General features: G+C 45.0%; 11 protein-coding genes and 2 pseudogenes. 10 read left to right on the plus strand and 3 right to left on the minus strand.

The genetic code is table 11. The features are described from left to right. Positions 1–142 precede the first annotated feature (142 nt). On the minus strand, positions 143–1,270 hold the full coding sequence (locus IM509_RS08120; protein WP_002788931.1) for an ABC transporter permease: 1,128 nt from the start codon (positions 1,268–1,270) through the stop codon (positions 143–145). An 84-nt stretch (positions 1,271–1,354) separates the two neighbouring features. On the opposite strand from IM509_RS08120, the gene IM509_RS08125 reads away from it, so the two are divergent. Beyond that, positions 1,355–2,290 carry a 2OG-Fe(II) oxygenase gene (locus IM509_RS08125; RefSeq protein ID WP_052277000.1) on the plus strand — a complete coding sequence of 312 codons (936 nt, stop codon included), beginning with the start codon at positions 1,355–1,357 and terminating at the stop codon, positions 2,288–2,290. 68 nt (positions 2,291–2,358) lie between these two features. Here the strand turns inward: IM509_RS08125 and IM509_RS08130 are convergent, their stop codons facing one another. Further along, positions 2,359–4,557 (minus strand): phosphoketolase family protein, encoded by a 2,199-nt coding sequence (locus IM509_RS08130; RefSeq protein ID WP_185237014.1) that lies wholly within the window; start codon positions 4,555–4,557, stop codon positions 2,359–2,361. Between the two features lie 130 nt (positions 4,558–4,687). Here IM509_RS08130 and IM509_RS08135 point away from each other — a divergent pair, with 130 nt between their 5' ends. The 3 genes from IM509_RS08135 (at position 4,688) to IM509_RS08145 (ending at position 8,570) form a co-directional block, all read left to right on the plus strand. Further along, on the plus strand, positions 4,688–6,181 hold the full coding sequence (locus IM509_RS08135; protein ID WP_185237015.1) for an SLBB domain-containing protein: 1,494 nt from the start codon (positions 4,688–4,690) through the stop codon (positions 6,179–6,181). A gap of 358 nt (positions 6,182–6,539) precedes the next feature. Next, positions 6,540–7,499: an aldo/keto reductase gene (locus IM509_RS08140; RefSeq protein WP_072923595.1), complete on the plus strand. Its 960-nt coding sequence runs from the start codon at positions 6,540–6,542 to the stop codon at positions 7,497–7,499. 495 nt (positions 7,500–7,994) lie between these two features. Beyond that, positions 7,995–8,570, plus strand: a complete 576-nt coding sequence (locus IM509_RS08145) for an Alr1449 family protein (protein ID WP_185237016.1) — start codon at positions 7,995–7,997, stop codon at positions 8,568–8,570. On the opposite strand, the gene IM509_RS08150 is transcribed toward IM509_RS08145, so the two are convergent. Further along, positions 8,553–10,196, minus strand: coding sequence for a CocE/NonD family hydrolase (locus IM509_RS08150; RefSeq protein WP_185237017.1), 1,644 nt, complete (start codon positions 10,194–10,196; stop codon positions 8,553–8,555). The genes IM509_RS08145 and IM509_RS08150 overlap by 18 nt on opposite strands. Positions 10,197–10,330: 134 nt before the next feature. Here IM509_RS08150 and IM509_RS08155 point away from each other — a divergent pair, with 134 nt between their 5' ends. From IM509_RS08155 to IM509_RS08175, 6 genes and pseudogenes are all read left to right on the plus strand, one after another. Continuing rightward, positions 10,331–12,025: an ABC-F family ATP-binding cassette domain-containing protein gene (locus IM509_RS08155; RefSeq protein ID WP_185237018.1), complete on the plus strand. Its 1,695-nt coding sequence runs from the start codon at positions 10,331–10,333 to the stop codon at positions 12,023–12,025. A gap of 50 nt (positions 12,026–12,075) precedes the next feature. Then, positions 12,076–12,531 carry a peroxiredoxin gene (locus IM509_RS08160; protein WP_185237019.1) on the plus strand — a complete coding sequence of 152 codons (456 nt, stop codon included), beginning with the start codon at positions 12,076–12,078 and terminating at the stop codon, positions 12,529–12,531. Positions 12,532–12,635: 104 nt separating this feature from the next. After that, positions 12,636–12,919: pseudogene (locus IM509_RS24055) on the plus strand (hypothetical protein); the annotation flags it as partial. A 103-nt stretch (positions 12,920–13,022) separates the two neighbouring features. Further along, entirely contained in the window at positions 13,023–14,366 is a 1,344-nt protein-coding gene (locus IM509_RS08165; protein WP_185237020.1) for a chloride channel protein, read from the plus strand. A 180-nt stretch (positions 14,367–14,546) separates the two neighbouring features. Continuing rightward, positions 14,547–15,764 (plus strand): ATP phosphoribosyltransferase regulatory subunit, encoded by a 1,218-nt coding sequence (locus tag IM509_RS08170; protein WP_052276994.1) that lies wholly within the window; start codon positions 14,547–14,549, stop codon positions 15,762–15,764. A 274-nt stretch (positions 15,765–16,038) separates the two neighbouring features. Next, positions 16,039–16,361: pseudogene (locus tag IM509_RS08175) on the plus strand (hypothetical protein); the annotation flags it as partial.

Consider the following 16,361-nt stretch of genomic DNA (forward strand, 5'->3'; position numbering starts at 1 on the left):
ACTGATAACTGATAACTGATAACTGATAACTGATAACTGATAACTGATAACTGATAACTGATAACTGATAACTGATAACTGATAACTGATAACTGATAACTGATAACTGATAACTGATAACTGATAACTGATAATAACTAAATTATCTCTCTAAATTGCGAGGATCTAGAGAATCGCGTAAACCATCACCGAGTAAATTAAAAGCTAAAACGGTGAGAATAATTAACAAAGCAGGTGGCCAAATTAACCAGGGTTGTAGAACAATAATTGAGGCATTGGTAGCCAAAGAAAGCATATTTCCCCAACTAGGATCCGGTTGTTGAATTCCCAAACCAATTAAACTTAAAACCGATTCGGCCACGATAAACCCCGGCACAGCTAACGTAGCAGAAATAATGATATAACTGGCAGTTTGGGGCAGCACATGACGCAGAATAATATAAAGAGGTTTTGCTCCCATAGCTTTAGCAGCCTGAATAAATTCCTGTTCTTTCAGGGATAAAACTTGACCGCGAATTACCCGCGCTAATCCCGACCAACTGATAAAAGAAGTAATCAGGACGATTAATAAAAAGCGCTGGGTGCTGGTTAATCCTGCGGGTAAAACGGCTGCCAGAGCCACGAGTAAATATATGCCGGGGATAGTCATTAAAACTTCCACAAAACGCATTAAAATCGCATCTAACCAACCGCCAAAATAGCCAGAAACGCCACCAACAAATAAACCGATAGGGAAAGAAATTAAAATCCCGACCAAACCGATAAATAAACTAATTCTGCCCCCGAAAATCAAGCGACTAAAACTATCGCGTCCCGATTCGTCAGTTCCCAATATATTGATTCTACCATCGCCGATGACCCCGAACAGATGGCGATCAAAAGGGATACCGGGGAATAAAGTTACTTCCTCCCATTTTGGCGGCAAAGGTAGGCGAATTTGACCAAAATTATAGGTTTCACCCTTAACCAAGAGACGCAGCGGCAAGGGGTTGTTAAAATCTCTAATTAGCTTCCGCTCACCAGTTTCTATATTAATAGCACTTTGAGTGGTGGGATAGACGTGGGGGCCAATCCACTCACCCTTGTTACTTCCCGACTGCGAGCGCCAAAAGATTTGGGTGGGGGGGAGGAGAGACTGACCGGGTTGAGAGGAGTAGGGAGAGTAGGGAGCGACAAAATCCGCCGCCATTACGCTTAAATAGAAGATTAACAGTAAAACTGCTCCCCAACGGGCGAGAGGATTATCTTTGAGTTTGTGCCACCAGTCCATAGGCGATGAGGTCAATAGGAGAGTTAATCTTTATTTTGCTAGTTTGATTGCTACAATTCATCATACCAACAAAAAAGCTGTCTAATGTTTATCAATCCCCTTGTTTATGAGAAATCTTCTGTCTATCGTCAAGATTTTGAGACAGCGCAACCGTTTAAGCATTTGGTCATCGATAATTTTTTAGTTAGGGAGCAAGCGCAAATTTTGCTGGAAAATTTTCCGAGTTTTAATCCGCAAAAAGCCATTAGTGAGTTAGGAAAAGTTGGCGGGAAGGCGGTTAATGAGGATTTAATCGGTTTGGGGGGTGTTTATCAACAGTTTGGCCGCTACGTTCAAGCTCAAGAGTTTTTAGAGTTAATTTCCCAATTAACTGGTATCGATAATTTAATTCCAGACCCTAGTTTTTATGGGGGTGGAACCCACGAAAATTTACACGGTCAAGAATTAGACCCTCACATTGATTTTAACCTTGATGAGCGTCACTGGTATCATCGCCGCTTGAATTTATTAATCTATTTAAATCCCCAATGGCAAGCAGATTGGGGAGGGAATCTAGAGTTACATTCCAATCCTCGTCAACCGGAAGAGAATAGGATTAAATCTTTTGTACCTATCTTTAATCGTTGTCTTATTTTTGAAACCAATGAATATTCATGGCATGGATTTTCTCAGATTAATTTACCAGAAAATCAACGGCATTTATCCCGGAAATCTCTTTCTATCTATCTCTATAGCAAAGAACGTCCTATCGAAGAATTATCCCCATCTCATACAACTTTTTACATCCCGCGCCCGCTGCCAGAAAATATTCAACCCCATCAAGTTTTAAGCTCGGAAGATTACCAACAAATTAAAATTTTATTGAAAAGACGGGATGATTTAATTCGTTTTTATCAAGATAGAGAACTGAAAGAATCTCAGGATTTAGTTAGTTTAAAATCCCATATTAAACGCTATCTATCCCTCCAATATCCTCGCCTATGGCAAATTATTAAAAGTTTACTCCGTTGGCGAAAATGACCTGAGAAAAAAATCCCTACTTTCTTTGATTGGAAAGTAGGGAATAACCAAAAAAACTAACTGGGAACTTAACCTAATAACTGAGTAGCACGCGCAGTTAAAGCATTGGCAGTTAAGCCATTATAGGCCATAATTTCCCCAGCACTGGCGGTGGTTTCTCCCCGTTTCCAAGCAAAGACATCCCGACGCGCATTACTGCGTAACATAATCGGTTCTAACATGGCACTTGTACCACCGGTTACTCCGATTACAGCATCACCAGCAAAGAGACTATCAAAACCAGCATCATCAAGGAAATTATTATCCGCTTGCGAGCTAGTTTCACTCATCACATCGCTAGGACGGTAGAGACGACGGGGATTAATTACCGAGACGATTTTTACACCGATTCCCGCTGCTTCTAACTGTTGTGCAGACTCAAAGACGGGTAATAAAGTCATATCACCAATGACGGCAAAAACGACTTTTTTACTGCCTTCCGATTCCTGGAGAATTACGCCGCCTTTTTCTAAAGCTTGATGGGTTTGCTCAAAGGTGGTTCGCACTGGTAAAGGCGATTTACTAGCGGTGATTGTAATGCCTTTATTGCTGGTTCCTAACGCCCATTCATAACAGACTTGAATACTGTTAGCATCGCAGGGAAAGAGAGGGAAAATATTACCATTTCGCATCATAGCGGCGAAATAATTTTCAATCTCTGGGCGTTGGTGTGTCCAACCATTACGTCCTTGCTCCAAGGCTCCGGCGGTGAATAAAGTAATAGTAGAAGGGGTGGGACGACGTAACTCGGCCATCGCTTGGGTTACAGTCTGCCAAATCGGTAAACCATTGATAGCAAAAGACTCGTAGGAACACCATAAAGTCCGCGCTCCCAAGAGAGATAAACCGACGGCTAATCCGGCACAGGCATCCTCGCTTAAAGGCTCATAAACTTGACCTTTCGGACTCTGGAAATAGGTATCATCGCTGGTGGGGTGAATAATCTTTAAACCGACGTTAATATTATTAATTCCCGAAGCGGCATTACCATCAGCATTAGTGACGACAAAATTGGGGTCAGCTTTACCCACAGCTACCACTAATTCCCCCATAGCAGTGGTGGCCACTTTTTTATCGCCACCCACAGTATATTCGGTCATCGGTAAGGTTCCTAAATCCGGCAGCGGGAAGACTTTTTCCGTTACCACTGTTTCCGCTGCTGGACCCCCTCCAGAGCGCTCGAAATTAGTACGAACAATTGCCCAAGCTTCAGGGGGTAAAGCGCGTTCTTGTAAGGCAGTAACGATATAATCTTTTTCTAAAGAATCTCCCGGATAAAGATTATGGGAAGCTGCTCCCCGTTTGTGAACTCCCGCCCCTTTAAGTTGTTTAATAATGATCACCGTTAGTTTACCACCTAGGGCTAATTGGGCGGCTTTATCCGTGGCCATTAACACCGCTTTCATGAACTCCAGACGCTGGTTAAAAGAGAATTTGGTGCTATCTACATATTCCCCATTTTGATTAGCATCATCGAAGTCTTTGGCATTAATGAGAATCACTTCCTCGAAACCATTACCGCGCCAATAGGCTTCCATTTCGGCGTTAGTTTTCAGGGACACCATGCTATGGTGTTCTTGGGAATAGCCATTCCAAACTAAAATCGGCAGAAAATTGGTAATTTCTGGATAAGCAGTGTGAAAATGACCGAAACTACTCATAATATACGGTTCTCCTAAACCACCATCCCCGATAGTCACAGGGAAAAGGGTATTAGGGTGTAATTTGGCCGCCGCCATGGCGAAATGTTGGCCTTGGCCCAAAGGACCAGCCGGCCCGAGCAGTCCGGGGATTTGTCCGGAAAGATGCCCTAAAAGTCCGTGTTTTTCCCGAAAACGTTCTCCCAATTCCCTGACGTTGCTGATGCCCATGGCTTCGAGAGAGCGATCGAGAAAGACGTTACTATAAAAACCGGGGGCATGATGGCCCACTTCGGTGAAGATATTTTTCTGGCCTAACATCATCAAAGAGGCAATTACGTCGGCAGCGCTGGCAAAACCGCCGGGGTGTCCCGATTCTTTGGTAGCGGTGATTTGCAGGGTGAGGTAACGCAAAGCATCGGCGGCTAGGAGAGTTTGATAGATAGCATTTGGGTCATTAGCGGCAATAATAGCGGTTTTTCCCTCAGCGATAGCGGCTTTTCCTGCATATTTATCAAATTCGGGTAAGGAAGTCCCAAAATATTTTATCCCTTGACAAAAATCGGGAATTGTGCTAGTAGCTGTCATAAAATTAATATACCCCTTTACATACAGGCAATCATTAAAACTATCTTACAGTTAGCGGTAACTCTCGATAGATGCGATATTACAGGGGGTTTCCATAGGCGATCGACTATTTGTGCTACACTAATCGCCAATGTTAACGATAAAATTAATCCTATTGATCATGTTAAATAGCGGCCAATTACAGCATTTAATCAGCAAATCACTGCGTTATCTATTAATTATCGGCACTATTGCCCCTCTAACTTCCTTAGAAGCTCGCCCAGTCCAAGCTACTCCTCCTAGTAGCGCTGCACCCGCTAAAGAGGCGATTGCTCCTATCCCCGCAGAAAGCAAAGAGTACACCCTAGGAGAAGGGGATAAAGTGCGCGTCACCATCTACCAAGTCGCGGATTTAAGCGGCGATTTCCTTGTTTTAGCCGATGGAACCCTAACTTTACCTCTGATTGGTAGCGTCAAAGTGGAAGGAATGACCGTCACCGAAGCCGGCCAAACCCTCGCTAAACGTTACACCACCTATCTCAAACGTCCCGTGGTTACTGTTAGCATTCTCACTCCCCGGCCTCTGCAAATCGCCATCGCGGGGGAAGTCAATCGTCCGGGTACTTATACAATTAACCCCGAACAAAGCCAAAAAACGCCCCTATTGACCGAAATAATCCGGCAAGCGGGGGGAGTAACCACCGTGGCCGATATTGGTCAAGTTCAAATCCGACGCAACCTCAAGGGACAAGAACAGCTAATTCAAGCCAATCTCTGGCAATTAATCCAAAAAGGCGATAAAACCCAAGATGTTAGCCTTAGAGATGGTGATAGCATCGTTATTCCCACTAAAACGACCCTTAGCGTCGGGGAAGTCAATCAATTAGCTGATGCCAATTTTGGACTAGATAGCGATCGAGAAATTAATGTTACTGTGGTGGGAGAAGTTTATCGTCCGGGGTCCCATCGTATTGTCCCCAATCAAGTTAACACCGTCACCACAGAGAATAATCGGGGAATTCGACGACAACCGGCCCGACTAACCCAAGCTATCCAAGAAGCGGGAGGTATCAAACCCCTCGCTGATATCCGACAGGTGCAAGTGCTGCGTTATACCCGTGACGGTTCCCAGCAGAAAATCCCCGTAGATCTCTGGAGTTTGCTCGATAAAGGCGATATGACCGCTGATATCATCCTCCAAGAAGGGGATACGGTGATTATCCCCACCGCTACTGAAATCTCGGCCAAGGAATCGGAAACCCTAGCATCGGCCAGTTTTGCCCCCAAAACCATTAACGTGAAAGTGGTCGGGGAGGTGAAAAAACCGGGGACAATTGAAGTTCCTCCCAATACCCCTCTCAATCAGGCAATTTTAACCGCAGGAGACTTTGATAAGCGTCGCGCCAATCAGTCCACAGTGGAATTAATTCGTCTCAATCCTAACGGGACTGTCACCAAAAACTCAATTAACATCGATTTTTCCCAGGGTATCAACGAGAAAACTAACCCGATTCTCCGCAATAATGATGTGGTTGTGGTTCATCGTAGCGGTCTGGCCTCTGCCACCGACACCCTCGGCACGGTTTTAAGTCCCTTTACCGGTCTGACAGGCCTCTTCAACGGATTTTTAAATCTTTTCCGTTAAAAAAGTTCACTTTACCCCGATGTCATTAGCCCAGTAATCGAGCTAATAATAGATATAGAAACGGCAAAAAGTCGTGAGCAGTCACGGCTTTTCTGCTCAATAGACTCAGGAAAGAAAACTATGATTTTTCTCCTTACTCTAGCCCTCATCGCCCTGTCGATTAGCTATAATGTTCAAGGCGAAATAATTAGCCTCAGTACCCGCTTATTAGGTCTTTTTTGTGGCTTGTTAAGTTTGTTCTTTACACCCCTACTGGTAAAGGTTTTTATCCTTGTCACTTTAGTCCTCTTTAGCTGAGATTTTAAACCCTAAACCCGACTAAAACCCTAAGCATACATAACCCATCAAAAAAACTGTTATGCAAAAACGCTATCTCGGTCAGACTAATATAGAAATTACTCCCCTTCTTGTGGGTACTTGGCAAGCAGGAAAAAAGATGTGGGCAGGTATTGAAGATGAGGAAAGTATTAAAGCCATTCGTGCAGCTTTTGAGGCAGGAATTACCACTGTAGATACAGCCGAAATCTACGGGGAAGGTCACTCAGAATTGATTGTCGCTCAAGCTTTAGCCGATGTGCGAGAACAGGTAATTTATGCCACCAAAGTCTTTGCTAATCACCTCAAATATGAGCAAGTTATCGCAGCTTGCGAGCGCTCTTTAAAAAACCTCCAAACTGATTATATCGATCTTTACCAAATTCATTGGCCTAGTGGCTCATGGAACACAGAAATAGTGCCTATTTCTGAAACTATGGCCGCTCTTAATTATCTAAAGGCACAGGGAAAAATTCGAGCTATAGGGGTTTCCAATTTCTCCCGCTCTCAACTGGAAGAAGCCAGTCAATACGGCAGAATTGAGAGTATTCAACCTCCCTATTCTCTCTTTTGGCGCTCGGTAGAAAAGGAAATTATGCCCTATTGTATAGAGAATAATATTTCTATTTTGGCCTATTCTCCCCTTGCCCAAGGTTTATTAACAGGAAAATTTAGAAATGGTTATCAGTTGGCAGCGGAGGATCATAGAATTAAAAATAAACTCTTTCATGGCGAAAACTTTCAGAGGGTACAAGCGGCTTTAACTCAATTAGAACCGATTGCTGACCGCTATAATTGTTCCCTAGCTCAATTATCTCTTGCTTGGTTAATTAAGCAACCCCAAACTAATGCAATTGCTGGGGTAAGAAATGCTGCTCAAGCAGTTAATAACGCTCAGGCAATGACAATTAATTTAACCCCAGAAGACCTAAAATTAATTGATAATATTGGTAAACAGGTAACTGATTTCTTGGATGATAATCCTGTGCTGTGGGATTTTTAAAAATTATGAAGCAGTTATACTAATGGTGAAGACAGAAGTTTTGGTGGGTGCATCTCAACATTTGCAGAAATACCGACAATCAGCAATTATCAGTGACTCTTAAATTGGTACAAAAATATGAACAATCGCGTCTAAGCATCCCACCGAAAAACTAATGCGCTCCGGGGTTTGGGGGCGGCGCCACGACCCCAACGGGGGGTTTGGGGGGTAGAACCCCCCAAAAGCTTGGATTGAGTGATAAAATCGAAAGTAACGCCCAATTTTAAAAGAGAGTTTCCCTTTAAAAATCCCAACTTAGTAGATTTACGAAAGTGAGATTCATTTCCTGTTCTTTGATTGTAACTGGCTACTTAGTTGATGATAGGTGGTGCGTTAGTAACGCACCCTACGTTTTACTTAGTAGATTTACAAAAGTGAGATGCACCCTATTTAATTCTCAGGAAAAAGCCTGTATAATGACAGCTATAGTCCGATTCTGATCGCAGGATTATCCCTATGGCTAAATCCAAAAAACACAATCTGCAATGGATCAAAGAAACCCTCGACTTAAATCCAGATCATAACTGGAAATCTAGTCCGGGTAACAGTATTTTTGTAGCTGGTCGCGGTGCAGTTCGCTTTGAAGTTCCTCAAGATTGGCATTTTGAACCCGATGATAATTCCTTTCGTTTTTTGGATAGAAAACCCCCCAATGATGATTGTCGTTTAGAGGTTTCCTATAATTTACTTCCCCCCGGAGATTGGAAAGAATTGCCCCTGAAAGGAATGGTCAAAAAGTTAGCTCGTGAAGATAGCCGCAATCCTCACGAAATCGGCGAAGTTATCCAAGAAAAACGTCAAACAGCGCGCATTGTTTGGGTGCAAATTCAATTCATCGACCCCCAAGAAAATCGGCCAGCTTATTCGCGCATTGCCGTGGGTATTGGTTCTGGAGTTCAATGTTTAATTACTATGGATTATTGGGTCGATGATGCTCCCAAATTCACCCCCGTCTGGGATACGGTTATCTCCTCCCTGGTGTTAGGTTTATACATTCGCGATCCCCGCAGCGGTTTAGCTTTCCCCGACTAAAGGTAATAGCAATTTTGCAGGAAAATTTCCTTGACAAAAAACCTTAATTGTGATAGTAGAAAAATCGATCGCCCGACTTGCGTGGGGATGGCTGCCAGTCCCCGCGTTGACGGGATGTGCGGGAAAGCAAGAAGCACTGAGACTCAAACGCAAGCTATAACCTTGAGGAATAGTGATAAAAGTGGCTTGCATGGAAATATTTAGGGGTGATTCGGGATTATTTACCCGTTTATAACCCTGAGTGATATTAAAAACTCGACCATCGGGGGTAACTTGAGAAACCACCGCACAGATATCGAAACTAACCGCGTCTGCTTGACAATAACAATCCAGACGGGGACTACCCAAAATCGTTAAATCTTTCTCTAGGGGGGGAGAAGTGTAGGTAATCACATCACTGCGACAGTCTAGCATGGTGCGGTCGAATACTCCCCCCGGTAGGGCGCTATGACCTCCTAAAGATGGGACCGGTCGCCAAGGATCGTGAACGATGGTATCCTCGATCGCAGGTTCTAACAAAATCGCGCTTAATTTCCCCTCATCCTCGCGCAGATTGGCTAAACCTTGACTAGCAAGATAATAAATTTGCTGATTTTCTCTAGGAAACTTTTCCAGATATTGCCACTGATTAGACCCCATTTGAAATAGATACATAGGAGGATTTTTTAATAACTCCGTTTCCTGACCTTTTAAGAAATAATCAAACCATTGCAGCTGCATTTTATCCACGGGACTAATTGCCTGTTGACCATAATCTATCTCTCCTACTTTTCTCCCCCACGGTAGATGAGTCCAAGCACCAATAATTAGCTGTTGGGGATAGATAGAACGCGCTTGCATTTCTTGGTATAAACTCAAAGTTCCCCGGAGATGAGGATCGAACCAACCTCCGATATGTAACATCGGTAAATCGATATTTTTTAAAAGGTTTTGCGGTGATAAATTTTGCCAATAGTCATCGGGAAGATAACGAGTAATCCAATCGTGATAAAAAGAATCGGCGGCTAAATCTTGCAGAATTTGGGGAGAGGCAGCAATAGGATCAAAAAGGGGTAAATTTCGGGAAGCTACCCAGAGTTTTTGATAAGCTGTTTCGTCCCCTTTTAATCTAGCTGTTTCTGCGGCTAATTGTATTGCCCAAGCGAGATTATATTGTAAATTAAATGCTTCATTTTCATAGCCCCAATCTCGATATAAATCGTGAGCGATCATCCCTGGGCAAATAGTTTTTAAAGCACCGTGACCATTGGCAGCCGAATATAATTGGGTCATTCCCTGATAGGAAAAACCATACATTCCCACCACACCCGTATTATTAGGAATAGTTAAAACCCATTCAATGGTTTCTAATCCGTCGCTAATTTCATGGGCAAATAAATTAAAATTTCCCGTCGAGTTTCCCCGTCCCTGGACATCCTGAATTACTACAATATAACCCTGACGTGCATACCAACTAGGATGGGCATAAACCACCGTAGAAGCGATCGCTTTTCCGTAGGGTTGTCGCATTAGTAAAATGGGAAAAGATTCCCTACTATCGGGACGATAAATATCGGCAGCTAAACTAATTCCATCTTTGGTGATCAAACTAGCCGTTTCTTTTTTTATGGGGTAGGGATTAAACATTATTATCTCTTTCAGATCAAAAATACTGTCAGGTGGCTCAATCGAGAAAACTTGACAGAGACCAGTAAAGCTTAACTAAATGTTACAATAAAGGCGGACTGTCTCAACTGCCTAGGACTGGAGAAAAATCAGCGATGCTACGACTAGAGAGAATTAGTAAGATTTACCCGACGGGAGAAGTGTTAAAAGATGTCACTTGGGAAGTAAAAACTGGCGATCGCATCGGATTGGTGGGAGTCAATGGGGCCGGAAAATCCACCCAACTGAAGATTATTATGGGGGAAGTGGAACCCACCGCTGGGGAGATCATCCGTCCTACCAGTCTCCATATCGGCTATCTTACCCAAGAATTTGAAGTGGATCCCCGTCGGACGGTACGCGAGGAATTTTGGACGGTGTTTCAAGAAGCGAATCAAGTCCACCATCAACTAATAGAAATTCCCCAGCGCATGGAAAAAGCTGATCCCGAAGAATTAGATCGCTTAATTCATCAATTGGATCGCTTACAAAGACAATTTGAAGGGTTAGATGGTTACGGATTAGAAGCCCGCATCGAGAAAATTTTACCAGAAATGGGCTTTACTATTGATGACGGCGATCGCTTGGTAAGTTCCTTTAGTGGTGGTTGGCAAATGCGGATGAGTTTAGGCAAAATTCTCCTGCAAACTCCCGATATTTTACTCCTCGATGAACCGACTAACCATTTAGACTTGGAAACCATTGAATGGTTAGAAAAATTCCTCAAGGATTTAACCACTCCCATGGTCATAGTGTCCCACGACCGGGAATTTCTTGATCGCCTCTGTACCAAAATTGTCGAAACTGAAAGGGGAGTTTCTACCACTTATTTAGGTAATTATTCTGCCTACCTACAGCAAAAATACGAACAACAATCTGCTCAGTTAAGTGCCTACGAACGTCAGCAAAAAGAACTAGAAAAACAGCAAGCTTTCGTGGATCGGTTCCGGGCCAGTGCCACCCGCAGTACCCAAGCAAAAAGCCGGGAAAAACAATTAGAAAAGGTAGAAAAAATTGAAGCACCAATTGCCGATGTGCGTACCTTAAAATTCCAGTTTCCTCCAGCAGTGCGTAGTGGTCGGGAAGTGGTAACTATTAAAAATATTGTTCACATTTACGATGATAAAATTCTCTTTTTGGGAGCAAATCTGGAAATAGAAAGGGGCGATCGAGTGGCGTTTTTAGGACCAAATGGTGCAGGAAAATCCACGCTTTTACGTTTAATTGTTGGGTTAGAAGCTCCCACAGAAGGCTCGATCGAAATCGGTAAACACAACGTTATTCCTAGTTATTTTGAGCAGAACCAAGCGGAAGCTTTAGACCTAACTAAAACTGTTTTAGATACCATTCATGATGAAGTTCCCGATTGGAAAGATGTGGAGGTTCGCAGTCTTTTAGGGCGATTTTTATTCAGTGGGGAAACGGTATTAAAAAAAGTAGAATCTTTGAGTGGTGGCGAAAAAGCGCGTCTTGCTTTAGCCAAGATGTTACTTGCTCCCGCTAACTTATTAATTCTCGATGAACCCACTAATCACCTCGATATTCCCGCCAAGGAAATGTTAGAATCGGCTTTAAAAGTTTATGAAGGCACGGTTTTAATTGTTTCCCATGATCGTTATTTTATCTCCCAGGTAGCTAACAAAATTGTCGAGATTCGGGATGGGGAATTAATTGTCTATGCAGGAGATTATCACTATTATCTAGAAAAACTAGACGAAGAAAAACAAAAAGCCGAACAAAAACGCATTGAAGCAGAAAAAGCCGCTAAAGCTGCCGCGAAACGGGCTAAACAAAAGGCCAAAAAAGGTTAGAATGTAAAGTATCACCCTATCCACGATTATCTATTCAATTAATTAATCTTATGGCAGCTATAAAAGTAGGCGATCGAGTTCCCGATTTTTCTCTCCTCTCCCAAACAGGGACAACGGTTAATATCAGGGATTTAATCGGTAAAAAATCCCTAGTAATTTATTTTTATCCCAAAGATGATACTCCGGGTTGTACCGCAGAATCCTGCGCTTTCCGCGATAGTTACGAAGTCTTTACCGACGCGGGTGCGGAAGTTATTGGGATTAGTGCCGATAGTCCTCAATCTCATCAACAATTTGCCCAAAAATATAGTCTTCCCTTCACCCTTTTAAGTGATAGCGATAACCGAGTGCGGAAATTATTCGGTGTTCCCGCTACCTTATTCGTCCTCCCTGGACGAGTTACCTATATCATTGATAAAGAGGGAATCGTCAGACATATTTTTGATTCTATGTTAGATTTTAAAGCTCACGTTACCGAATCTTTGAACACGATTAAATCTTTTTAGGTTGATGATTATGCAAGAAATTAAGACACCTATCCCCTAATGAGGCTGGTTCTGACTTAAAAATAACCTTAATGGTGTGTTAATTTTGGCTAACACACCCTCAGTCTGCTTTAGTTATTGGCAAAAATGACGGCTGGAAACAGAAGGCTAACATAGGCAAAGCTAACAGCCAAAAGTTTGTTGCTATTCCTTATAACCGTCTAATTGAAATGTTAACTTATACTAAATCCGTTGAGTAGTGGTTTCAAGTTACAACATCCTAAGAAAAGCATTCCCAAATCCGTTCAGCTATGGGATAGAGAGGTGCGTAGTTCAGCCAAGGAAATTAATCTCTCGAAGTAAAAGTGAAGGGAATTTCTCAAATGGAATTCAGTCTGTTTATAATTGACTATACTTTTACTAACTATATAGTAAAGACTTTCAGGGTGTTTTGCTTGACCACTCCAATGGACTGGCTATAGGAACGATAAAAGTTTAACTTTCTTGGCACGATGCTAAATAACAAACTACAACTTCTGTTAACCAGGGTAGGCACATGGGCTGTTGGCGGCCTGCTCGGCGGTTTGATCGGCTCTCTGGCCGCGGTACTGCTGACCCAGGCGATCAAGCAAACCCTCGATAGGGCCTCTGGACTGGATAGCGTTTGGCGACTGCTGCTGCCTGTGGTGGGCGTTACCTTAGCAGTGCTAGTCCTGTTTGGACTGGGTAGGGGGCAACCCGTGCAGACCTTAGCTCCCCGGGAGGCCACTGCCTCTGGCCGCTGGGGTTCTCTCATGGACTGGTACTCCTTCCCCCATGACATTGCTCGCGCCGATCTGACCGGTGACGTGGTCAACGCATCTGGCGCGGAAGAGCGCTTCCCCTGGAATCTAGCACCGTTGCGCGCCCTGGCCATCCTCTCCACCGTTGGACTGGGTGCGCCCATGGGAACAGAATCACCGGCGGCTCATATTGGCGTGGCCACGGGAACCTGGTTGGGTAGCATAAATCCAGCCCTGCGTCAACTGGTGCGGCCCCTGGCCATCGGTGGCGGTGCGGCAAGTGTTTCTGCTCTGATGGGAATCCCGCTGGTGGGCAGCTTCTTTATGTTTGAGTTGAGTCAGCGACGCCAGGTTCCGCTCACCCCGGAGCGGGCAGCGGCGATGTTAGCAGGGGGACTGGTGGGATGGAGAGTCAACGTTGCCTTTAAGCTGCAACTGATCCGGCTAGTCGTGCCGCAGGTTGCCCCGACTGACTTCTGGGATGCGGTGGGTGCCACTTTGTTGATCGGAGCGATCGCTGGCACGATTACAGCCCTCACCGGTGAGGCGATCTACTGGGCCAGAGGCTTGCGGGACAGGCCCGGCACTCGTCTCCTGATCGGTGGCCTGGTGATGCTATTCTTGGCGATCGTGATCGGACAGGTGGCGACTCCAGCAGCGGCTTTTGGACCGGGGGGAGCCGCTATCGTCTGGGCCGAAAACACTGAAACGACTCCTTACCACCTGTTGGCGGTAGCTCTGCTCCGGGCTGCCGCCACCACCGCTGCCGTTTTAGCCGGGGGCTGTGGCGGCGTGTTTGTCCCTTTTCTGGCGATCGGCGACCTCAGCGGCCGGGTGTTCGCAACCACCTTTGAGATTTCGGGGGATCTGGCTGGTGCGGCGGGGGCAGCGGCCGGTATTGCGGGCGGCTATCGCCTACCTCTGACCGCCATGGCGATGGTGCTGGGGGTGGGTGGACCGGGGGCTGCCCAGTTAACCTGCCTTGCCACAGTAGTGGTCGCCGCCCTTTCGGGATTGGTGGCCGCACGGGCAGCCAATCAACTCTCCAGTTCCCTCCGCGCAATGTTCCGCTAGAAGCCGCCGTCAAGGGAGTGAAATCAAATTTGCAATCCCATTGAATTTGACCCCCTATTATGCGAACTAACCCCCACAAGCCTTGCTACAGGGCAAATTTAGAATTGCTGCTTTAAACCCAACTTGTCGTAAAGTGAAATAGGACTGACCAGTGCCACCGATTTTGATTAGCAAACTCCCATGATTCATCAACCCCCGGCGGGGACAAGGGATTTATTACCCCTAGAAGTTACCCAAAAAGGCTGGATTAACGATCGCCTTCAGTCTGTCTTTCAGCGTTGGGGCTATCAAAGGATCGTCACCTCCACCATTGAATGGCTCGATACCCTCACCGCAGGCGGTGCGATCGATCCCAGCACCGTGATCCAACTGCACGGGGATAGTCAAGGACTATCGGGATTACGCCCCGAATTAACCGCTTCCATTGCCCGTAGTGCCGTCACCCGCATGAGTGGGGAGTCCTATCCCCAACGTCTCTGTTATCGGGCCAACGTTTTTCGTCGCCCTAGTGCCGGTTATCACGGTCGTCAAGTGGAATTCTATCAAGCGGGGGTAGAACTGCTCTTTTCTGGCGGTTTACTAGCCGATGCCGAGATTTTACTGCTCCTGGCCGACTGTTTCGATAGTTTGGCCGTCCCTAACTGGCAGATTATTTTAGGAGAAGCGGGTTTGACTCGTTCGCTACTTTCTCCCTTTCCGGATCCCTTACGGGAACAGGTGAAACGCTGTTTAGCCCTCCTCGACTACGTTAGCCTCGAAAATCTTCCCTATCCCAACGAAATCCTCCGGCAGCAAGCCCGACAATTATTTCATCTGCGCGGTAATCCTGAGGATGTCCTCGCACAAGTGGCCCTATTAGCCCAGGAAGAATCAGCCCAAAAAGCCGTTAATAACCTTAAATCCCTAGTAGAGCTGCTTAATGCTGATCGCTCTAGTCCTTTCCCCCTAATTCTCGATTTAAGTCTCATTCAAACCTTTGATTACTACACCGGCATCGTTTTTAAGGCGGTTAGTGATCACCAGCAAAATCTCAGTATTTTAGGCCAGGGCGGACGCTATGATCAATTATTGGGCGTTTTTCATCCCCAAGGCCAATCGGCTCCGGGTATCGGTTTTTCCCTGAATATCGAAGAACTGCACGGAAGTCTATTATCGGGGCAGACTTTACCCACTCAAGCTCCCCCCCTCGACTGGTTGCTTGTCCCTTTGGGTAATAACGCCCAGATAGCGACTTTTAGTAAAGCTCGCTCCCTTCGCACCAGTGATCCTAATCTGAGGGTGGCGATCGATTTAGGTGGTCGCAGCGAGGCACAAATTCGCACCTATGCCCGCGATCGAATGATTAAAAATCTCGCCTGGGTGCAAGAAGATGGTTCCGTGATCGAAGAATCTCTCTAAAAGGGGGCAAAAGCGGCGAAAATACTGCCTTCTGCCCGCTGCTATAGGACTCTATCTAGGGGTTTGCGGCAAAAAGTACGGGCGAAGCATTCGGGCAATAACCTATCGGTGAAACCGTAGATTTTTTATCCGAATGCTTCGCCCCTACAGGACAAAGATGTAGATGTAGGTTGCTCTAATGGGAAGTTTTGTGACGACAAGTAGCATTGATGATATTTATGGGGAATAATAGATTTAGATGAGTGCCTAACTTTCCAATTGGTAGCGACTTGCTATGAAACAACCAACCGCCAATTATGATGAACCCTGGAAAGAAGCATTAACCGAGTATTTTGAAGCGTTTTTATACTTCTTCTTTCCTGAAGTTCACCAACTAATTGATTGGACACAAATTCCCGAATCCCTAGAAAAAGAACTCAAACGAATTACCGCTTCAGCAAAGACAAAAAACGTTTCGCTGACAAACTCTATTCAGTTATCAGTTATCAGTTATCAGTTATCAGTGACTAATTGGAAACAAGTAGCAATCCCTTTGCTATAATAGTCATGGCACACCTGAAAACAAAAGCGACTACTGGGAAGCTGCCAGAACGGGAA

This window comes from Microcystis sp. M31BS1, assembly GCF_020245285.1.
Classification (GTDB): Bacteria; Cyanobacteriota; Cyanobacteriia; order Cyanobacteriales; family Microcystaceae; genus Microcystis; species Microcystis panniformis.